Origin of the sequence: Streptomyces sp. NPDC088194, from assembly GCF_040702025.1 — a bacterium.
Classification (GTDB): Bacteria; Actinomycetota; Actinomycetes; order Streptomycetales; family Streptomycetaceae; genus Actinacidiphila.
In genome coordinates this window covers 1-7,995 of the sequence record NZ_JBFBIV010000179.1, presented here as the reverse complement: position 1 = coordinate 7,995, position 7,995 = coordinate 1, and the positions used below count along the sequence as shown (strand labels likewise).

The following is a 7,995-nucleotide window of genomic DNA, read 5'->3' as shown; positions in this document are numbered from 1 at the left end:
GGCCGCCGCCCCCGAGCGGCCGGCGGCCGTGCCGGAGGTCATGACCGCTCGTCCGTGATGAGCGGTCCCCACCACCCCAAGGAGGGACCCGATGCACCTCGCAATCGGCGACGTGGTCCGTGACCGCACCGACCAGGCCCTCGGCACCGTGGCCGGCCTCGCCCGCCACACCGACGGCCCCCTCGTCGCCTTCCAGGTCGCGTCCGACCTGCACCTCGCCGAGCCGGGCGACCTCGACCTCGTCGCCCGGGCGACCGTCCCCGCCACGCCCCGCAGGAACGCGGCGCGCGCGGCCGGTTACGTCCTCGCCGTGCTCTTCGCCTTCGTCGCCGGGCACTCGGCCAGTGAGGTCGGCGCCGACTGGCTGCTGACCGCCCTGGCCGGAGTCGGCGGCTTCAGCGCCGCCACCGCGGTCGTCCGTTGGTCGGCGCGCTTGGCGTCGCCGCGGCGGTTCCGCGTCTGAGCCGTTCCACGGCTCCCGATACCACTCAGAGCAGGAGCGTTCATGCGTACGTTCACCCGTCGCTGCGAGAGCGGCGGCGACTTCGACTTAGGAGAACTCCCGGGTTGCTTCCGGGACTTGTTCCGTGGACCGCCAGGCACTGGCGAGTCTGCGGACGCACGGGCCGCCCGCCTGGCGGTTGCCCGTGACGTGCTCGCCGAGCTGCTGGACGAGGGCGAACACGACGACCTCGCCTTGCAGGACGCCTGGTACGCCGTACGACTCGGCGGCGCCGAACTGCTGCGCGGTACGGCGGTCCCGGTGCGGGAGGCGGCGTGAACGCCCTCCTAGTCCTCACCCGCAACCCGGCAGCCGTCTGCGCCTTTGCCACCGTCGCGGCCTGGTCCGGATGGCTCCTTCTCCGGCAACTGCGACGCGGCACGCCGGCCATCCGCGTCGCTGCCCTGGCGGCCGTCGGCTGCACGGCCTACAGCGCCGACACGTCATGGCGGTTCGCCGCCGACTACCTCGACATGGCGGGTACGGCCGAGCGCGCCGCCATGTTCGGGGCTGCCGAACTCGCCCTCTTCGCAACCGCGTTGCTGGCCCGGCAGAACCTGAACGGGCCGACCTCGGCTCCCGGCGTCCCCGGCGTGCTCGTCTGGGTGATCACGGGAGTGCAGATCATCCCCGCGTACGCGGAGTCCGGCCCGGTCGGCGGCACCGTGCGGGCTTTCGTGGGTCCCGTGTTGGCCGCATTGCTCTGGCACCTCGCGATGGGCATCGAGCTACGGCATCGCGCGCCGGACGCGTCGTCCAACGGGTTCGGCGCCCTGCTGGTACGAGAGTTGCGGGAACGTCTCCTCTCCCGGCTCGGGATCGCCGAACGGCACCGCGACGCCGCTCAGATCACCCGCGACCGGGCCACCGTACGAGCGGTGACGCTGGCCGCCCGGCTCGCCGAGATCGCCCCGGCGCGACGAGAAAAGCGGCGCGGACGGCGGACCGCGCGGCGGCTGTCCGTGGCCGTGGCAAAGACGTCCGTGGGTACCGACGCCGCTCAGCGCGGCAAGCTGCTCGACCAACTCGCAGCCCGCCGCCACGCGGCCGGCCTCGCGACGGTCGCTCTGCCGTCGCCCTGGGCTCCTCCTCCGGACCCTGCCGCTTCAGCGCTGGCCAGGCAGGTCCGCGACCAGATGGCTCACGCCACCGCGAATGTTCGCCGGTATCCCCGGACGCTGTTCACCGAACTCCCGCAGGTGAACAGCCGCCTGGACGACGTCCGTTCTGCCGACCGTTCACCCGCCAAGCTCGACACCTCCGAGGCGTTGGCGGCCATCGAACGCGGCTGGACCGACGGTCTCACCGTCCGCGAGACCGCCCGCCGCGCCACCCGCGCCCCGAGCTACGTCCACAGCGTGTTCGTACGCCTCGACCGTGAACGCGGCCCGCGTCCGGTGAACGCCGAACGCTGAGGCCACTCGCCCCGTGCCACCCCATCACCGGGGCCCGGCCGCTGCTTTGGCGGGTAGGGCCGGGCCCCGGCGTTCCTCCACTCAGGAAGGAATCGCCAGTGAACCACGACCTCAACGACGACTCCGAGAAAGCACCCTTAGCCACACCCGACTCCGTGCTCCTGGTCGACAAGCCCAGCAACAGACCCGGCCCCGGTCTCACCGACCGCAGCCGTGGTGCGAAGCGCCGCCCCGTCGTCCCGCCGTGGGCCCGCTCGCGACGCGAACTCCGCGGCGCGGCACGGTGGGCAGGCGGGTACGTCAGCCACGTCACCGCGTATCACGCGGTCCGCGCGCCCTGGTACGCCCTCCGCCTCACCCTCCAAGCGCCGCTCGGCGCCGCCCGGTTCGTCGGCGGCTCGCTGCGGTGGGTGGGCGACGCGGAAGGCGGGCCCCTGCGCCAAGCGGCGGCCACGCGCGAGGACGTCGAGGAGTACCTGAAGCTCTCGCGGCAGCGGGACCGCCGGGTGCGGTGGCGTACGGTCGTCGGCGCACTCGCGGCGATCTGCGGCACGGTGACCGCGCTCGCGCTGTACCTACTCGGCCCGGCGTGGATGGTCGCCGCGTGTGGCGCGGCGCTCACTCTCGCCTTCGGCCGGCTCGGTCAGCCGGCGGACGCACCGATCATCCACAGGGCTGTGGAAATCCCGAAGGCGACCAAGCTCACGAGCGACATCGTGCTTCGTGCGCTCGGCGCTCTCGGCATTCCCGCGATCAACCAGGGGCAGGCCAAGGGAAATACGGGCTTCGCCTTCACCGCGCCCATCACCCGCGACGGGCCCGGGTGGCTCGCCGAGGGCGACCTCCCTTACGGCGTCACCGTCGCCGATGTCCTCGACCGCCGCGAGAAGTTGGCGAGCGGGCTGCGGCGCCCGCTCGGCTGCGTATGGCCGGAGGCAGTCCCGGACGAGCACACCGGGCGACTGCGGCTGTGGGTCGGCGACCAGGACATGTCCCGGACCCGGCAGCCCAAGTGGCCGCTCCTGGAAGCCGGTTCGGTCGACCTGTTCAAGCCCCAGCCGTTCGCAACCGACCAGCGCGGACGTTGGGTGAGCCAGACGCTGATGTACGTCTCCGGGATCGTCGGAGCCGTCCCGAGGATGGGCAAGACCTTCCTCCTGCGCCTGGTCCTGCTGATCGCGTGCATGGACCTGCGCGCCGAGATCCACGCGTACGACCTCAAGGGCACCGGCGACCTGTCGCCCCTCGCCCGCGTCGCCCACCGATACCGGGCCGGCGAGGAAGAGGACGACATCGCGTATGCCCTCGCCGATCTGCGCGAGTTGCGCGCGGAGTTGAGGCGCAGGGCGCGCGTCATCCGCGAACTCCCGAAAGACCTCTGCCCGGAGTCGAAGGTCACCTCCACACTTGCCGACCGCAAGTCGCTCGGGCTCCACCCGATCATCATCGGCGTGGACGAATGCCAGAAGTGGTTCGAACACCCCCAATACGGAGCCGAGTTCGAGGAGCACTGCACCGATCTCGTCAAGCGCGGGCCTGCGCTGGGCATCACACTGCTCCTCGCCACCCAACGGCCCGACTCCAAGTCGCTGCCGACCGGCATCTCGGCGAACGCCACCGTGCGGTGGTGCCTCAAGGTGATGGGCCAGATCGAGAACGACATGGTGCTCGGCACCGGCTCGTACAAGCGCGGCATCCGCGCCAACACCCTGGCCTGGGCAGACAAGGGCATCGCGTGGTTCGTCGGCGAAGGAGCCGACGCCCGCATCGTGCGCTGCGTCAAGCTCGACGCGCCCGCCGCCGACGCACTGACCCTGCGCGTCCACGAGCTGCGGAAGCGGGCGGGGATGCTGACCGGGCAAGCCCTCGGCGAGGACACCGTAGCTGCGAGCGCGGCCTCGTACGACCTGCTCACCGACCTCGTCTCCGCGCTCCCGTCCGGCAAGGCGAAGGCGTGGAGCGAGGACATCGTCACCCGGCTCGCCGAACTCCGTCCCGAGGTCTACGCCCAGTGGACGCCGGAGCAACTGGCCGCCGCCGTCAAGCCGTACGGCCTTCGGACCGTGCAGGTGTGGGGCACCGCCGACGGCAAGGGCGCCAACCGCCGCGGCCTGCGCCGCGAGGACGTGCTCAACGCCCTCGCCGAGCGAGACGACGGGACTGCCGCCGCGTAGCTGCGCGTGGATGCGTGTAGCCGCCCCGGGGGTTGCCGGCCTAGCGCAGTACCCCGCTAGGTCTAGCACCTCCGATAGCGCCCCATTCCACCTCTGACCTGGCCGCTAGCTCCTAGCGGCCCACCTTCCGCACGCCCTGATTCCGCCCTGGAAAGGGGTCTCTCATGCCTCCACTCGCCGCCGCTATAGCCCTCACAGCGATCGCGATCGCCTGTTACGCCGCCCTGTGCGCGGCCAGCCCGCTCGGCGTCTGCCGCAGGTGCGGCGGGTTCGGGTTCAAGGTGCGGCAGAACCGGCGCGGACGGATCGTCCGCGGCCGGGAGTGCCGCCGCTGCCGCGGCTACGGACAGCGCGTCCGCGTCGGCCGCCACCTCTACAACGTCGCCACGCGGCTGCACCGCGAAGGCACCCGCTGACCGCGGAGCCGCCCCGCTCCCGAGAAAGGCACCCCGATGGCTTTCAGCATCTCCGCGCTCGTCCTGTTCGGCGCCCTGGTGGCCCTGCTCATCCGCTACCGCGCCCTCGGCGCCGGCGCCGCGATCGTCGCCCTGCTCTTCGGCTTCTACCTCGCCCGCAGCAGCGCCGCCCCGTCCGTCGACCAGATCATGTCCGCCCTCCGCGACGCCATCCCCGGCAACCACACATGACCACATAGGGAGTTCACCATGTGCGTCCAGACCACCGCGCCCCGGCTCTCCCTGATGGCCGTCGGCGACCTCCGCGACGCCCTCACCGCTCTCGAACTCGGCCAAGGCCCCACCGCGATCACTGCGCTGATGTCCATCGACCCCGAGTCCTGGCAGGCCATCGAGCACCGCCTCGCCGCCGTCGGCGGAGACCTCCGCCAACTCCTCGAACGCGCCGGACTGTCCACCGCCCCGGCCGGCCCGCCGGCCTGACCACCCACCCGACTCACCCAACGGAGAAACCCATGCCCGACACCACCCCGGAATGGCACCTCACACTCCTCGAAAGCGTGCACGCCCTCGCCGCCGCCTCCCGCGAACTGCGCGACGCCCACCAGCACGCCCGCCACACCGCCCGCACCACCGGCCCGGCCCGCATCATCCCCGTCCCCGGCCTGCTCACCCTCCCCGGCGGCTCGGAGCCCGCACGCCCCCATGACGAAGCCCTCTGGCAGCTCAGCGACCTCTACCTCGTCCTCGAACACCACACCCGCGACCTCTACGAGAACGCCGCCCTCGGCTACGCCCACGGCACCGCCACCGCCCTGGCCGCCGTCCTCCGCGCCGAACGCCCCCACCACGCCGAGCTCCCCCGCGACCGCAACGGCAACTACCCCCTCGCCGCCGACGACCTCCCCGACCTCAGCGGCTCCCTCACCACCCAAGCCGGCGCCCACCACCTCGCCGACCTCCGCGCCCAGCTCATCGCGTGCGAGCAGGCGCAGGACAACGAAGAGGCCGACGCCGAGACCGAGTTGTCGACCGCGCTCGCCGACACCGCCCACGCCTACGGCGAGCACGCCGAACGCGCCCTCCACCACCTCATCCGCTTCGCCGACGCCCACGGCTTCCTGCACGCGAGCTGACCGCACCCGCACCTCACCGACGAAAGGAGCGCATGCCCCATACCCGCGCGATCCGCGCCCACATGATCCAGTCCTACGACGGCACCGAATGGCAGGTCTTCGTAGCCCTGCCGGACGAAGCCCGCTGGCCCACCGTCCCCTTCCCCCTCGCCGACGGCATCCCCACCCTCCGCGCCCGCACCACCGCCCTCGCCACCCTCGGCTACACCCTCCTCGACGGCGAACACACCTGGGACTGGATGGAAACCGTCTTCGAAGGCGACCCCGACGGCACCGTCTCCCTCGTCGCCACCACCACCGTCGCCCCCGCCCACCCCACCACCGACGACGACACCTGACTCAACCCGGAGCAGCGGCCAACCGGCCAAGGAAACCCGCTGCTCCGGCCTCCCACCCCGCAACAACGGCACAGGAGGTGCCATCAACATGCCCAAGCACCCGCCCACTCATCCACGTGCCGGCCGAAGTCCCAGCCACCCGAAGACGCCCCCGCGCCACCCGACTCTGAAACTCCCCGAAGTCCTGGACGAGATCGGCATGTCCCGGTCCGCCTTCTACCGCATGCGCGCCCGCGGCGAGGCTCCCAGGTGCGTACGGCTCCCCAACGGCCAGATCCGCGTGCGCCGCAGCGACCTCGACACGTGGTGGTCGACCAACTGCCATGACCTGTCCGACTGAACCCAGATCCCGGGTGCGCGGCCTGCGCAGGGCGCGCACCCACCCGGAGGTGGTCACATGCTGACCTACGACGTGCGGATCTGGGGAATCCGGAACCGCGATAGCAAGAGCGCTCCCTTCCAACTCCGTTGGCGGGTAGGCGATCGGAAGCACCAAGAGCCGTTCAGGACCAACGCCCTCGCTGACGCCCGCCGTTCACAATTGATGTCGGCGCTACGCGAAGGCGAACAGTTCGACACCGAGACCGGCCTTCCGGCGAGCGAGTTACGTGAGCGGAACTCTCCGACGTGGTACGACCACGCCTGCGCCTACGTGCTCATGAAGTGGCCGCGCGCCGCCGCCAAACACCGGGCGGGAATCGCCGAAGCCCTCACCACCGTCACTGTGACTCTGGTGGCGTCGGAGAAGGGAATGCCGCCCAAGGGAACCTTGCGACGCGCTCTGCTCACCTGGGCGTTTCAGATCTGCCGAGCTGAAGGCGTGTTGGTGGCGCGCAAGGACGCGGAGGCCGTGCCGCAAGCAGAAGCCGCAGCGCTGGCGTGGATCGCCAAGAGCTCGCTGAAGTTGGCGGACTTGTCCCACTCGGACAGGTTGCGGGCCGCCTTGACGGCACTGTCCCTCAAACTCGACGGCACGGCCGCCGCCGACAACACGTTCCGGCGCAAGCGGACCACGTTCAACAACGCCCTGCGCTACGCAGTCGAGCGGGAACTGCTCAGCGTGAATCCGCTCTCCCGGATCGACTGGGAACCGCCCGACACCGAGGACGAGGTCGACTTCCGGTATGTGCCCGACCCACTACTCGCGGCACGTCTCATCGACGCCGTCGGCCAGCAAGGACAGCGCGGCGAGCACATCGAAGCGTTCTTCGGCTGCATGTACTACGCCGCGATGCGACCGTCCGAAGTCGCCGCGCTCAGCGGCAAAGCGTGTGTGTTCTCGGACGAGGCGGACGAAGACGCGTGGGGCGAACTCGTCCTCTTCGAGAGCCGACCCGAAGTCGGCGCCGGATGGACCGACGACGGGTTGCCCTACGAACAGCGCGGGCTCAAGAGGCGGGCTCGCAAGGCAACTCGATCCGTCCCGATCCCACCCGTGCTCGTCCGCATGCTCCGCGAGCACAGAAGGAAGTACGGCACCACGCCCGACGGACGGCTCTTCCGCGCGGTAGGGGGAGGCCGGGTGCGGTCCACCGAGTACACAGAGCTGTGGCAGAGGGCCAGGGAGAAGGTGCTCTCGGCGGAGGAGCGTGAGACCCCGCTTGCCGAAGTGCCGTACTCGCTCCGCCAGGCAGGCGTGTCCCTGTGGATCAAGGCCGGCGTCGACCCGGTGGAGGTCGCGCGGCGGGCCGGGCACAGCGTCGCCGTGCTCTTCCGCTTCTACGCGAAGATCCTCCGGGGCGTCCAGCACCACGCCAACGAGCTGATCGGTAGGGCGCTGGCCGACCAGGGCGGATGACGGAACGTGTCCGACCACCAGCCCCGGCGTTCCTGGCCACAGGTTGGCCACACGCACTGATCGGCAGTGGCATCCGGTGGGCCGCAGGTGGGACAGAACACAGGTGGGGGCGGGTCTCGAAGCTTCGAGACCAGATCGGCAGAGGGTCGGGGTGGGAAATAGTGTGTTAGCACAACTGTATATCTCGGTGGTAGCCGGATCATTAAAAAAAGTGGG

The 7,995-nt window shown here is 70.8% G+C and carries 9 protein-coding genes and 1 pseudogene; all 10 read left to right on the top strand.

Annotation, left to right across the window (positions count from 1 at the left end):
• The first annotated feature begins 91 nt into the window (after positions 1-91).
• Complete coding sequence (locus AB0399_RS39940; RefSeq protein ID WP_366414628.1) at positions 92-463, top strand: hypothetical protein; 372 nt, start codon at positions 92-94, stop codon at positions 461-463.
• A 189-nt stretch (positions 464-652) separates the two neighbouring features.
• Positions 653-781 carry a hypothetical protein gene (locus AB0399_RS39935; RefSeq protein ID WP_328467951.1) on the top strand — a complete coding sequence of 43 codons (129 nt, stop codon included), beginning with the start codon at positions 653-655 and terminating at the stop codon, positions 779-781.
• A pseudogene (locus tag AB0399_RS39930) lies at positions 778-1,590 on the top strand (hypothetical protein); the annotation flags it as partial. The gene AB0399_RS39935 and the pseudogene AB0399_RS39930, both read left to right, overlap by 4 nt.
• Positions 1,591-2,015: 425 nt before the next feature.
• Positions 2,016-4,091 (top strand): cell division protein FtsK, encoded by a 2,076-nt coding sequence (locus AB0399_RS39925; protein ID WP_366414627.1) that lies wholly within the window; start codon positions 2,016-2,018, stop codon positions 4,089-4,091.
• Positions 4,092-4,543: 452 nt separating this feature from the next.
• Positions 4,544-4,738: a hypothetical protein gene (locus tag AB0399_RS39920; protein WP_328467935.1), complete on the top strand. Its 195-nt coding sequence runs from the start codon at positions 4,544-4,546 to the stop codon at positions 4,736-4,738.
• Between the two features lie 18 nt (positions 4,739-4,756).
• Positions 4,757-4,990 carry a hypothetical protein gene (locus AB0399_RS39915; RefSeq protein ID WP_366414626.1) on the top strand — a complete coding sequence of 78 codons (234 nt, stop codon included), beginning with the start codon at positions 4,757-4,759 and terminating at the stop codon, positions 4,988-4,990.
• 32 nt (positions 4,991-5,022) lie between these two features.
• Complete coding sequence (locus AB0399_RS39910) at positions 5,023-5,643, top strand: hypothetical protein (RefSeq protein ID WP_366414625.1); 621 nt, start codon at positions 5,023-5,025, stop codon at positions 5,641-5,643.
• Between the two features lie 32 nt (positions 5,644-5,675).
• Entirely contained in the window at positions 5,676-5,981 is a 306-nt protein-coding gene (locus tag AB0399_RS39905; protein ID WP_366414624.1) for a DUF6303 family protein, read from the top strand.
• Between the two features lie 166 nt (positions 5,982-6,147).
• Positions 6,148-6,321, top strand: coding sequence for a helix-turn-helix domain-containing protein (locus AB0399_RS39900; RefSeq protein ID WP_366414629.1), 174 nt, complete (start codon positions 6,148-6,150; stop codon positions 6,319-6,321).
• Between the two features lie 57 nt (positions 6,322-6,378).
• Entirely contained in the window at positions 6,379-7,779 is a 1,401-nt protein-coding gene (locus AB0399_RS39895; RefSeq protein WP_366414623.1) for a site-specific integrase, read from the top strand.
• Positions 7,780-7,995 lie beyond the last annotated feature (216 nt).